Source organism: Algibacter sp. TI.3.09 (genome assembly GCF_038154905.1).
GTDB lineage: Bacteria > Bacteroidota > Bacteroidia > Flavobacteriales > Flavobacteriaceae > Algibacter.
Window position 1 is genome coordinate 1 of record NZ_JBAKAN010000066.1, and the last position, 288, is coordinate 288.

The window sequence follows — 288 nt, forward strand, 5'->3', positions numbered from 1 at the left end:
CTAATAATTGGTACTGAAATCCTTTTACAATTTTAGAAATTGCTTTGTAGTTAGAATAATCAACAGCTCCAGTAGGATCTTCGTAATTTTCACTGTAAGTAAGGTTTTTGAAAATTGTAGCGTATGAAGTTTCAAAAATGTTTGAAAAATCTTCAGCACTAAAGTTGTATCTACTGTATATAGCATTGGCAGACCAGGTAGATGGTGTTGCCCAGTTAACTACTAATTCGTTACCTAAGTAAGTCATAGTACGACCGTTTAATTCTCCAAAGTCTTCAAGAGCAACTG

The 288-nt window shown here is 33.7% G+C and carries 1 pseudogene; it reads right to left on the minus strand.

What is annotated here, in order from left to right:
• A pseudogene (locus V6246_RS18345) lies at nucleotides 1-288 on the minus strand (SusD/RagB family nutrient-binding outer membrane lipoprotein); the annotation flags it as partial.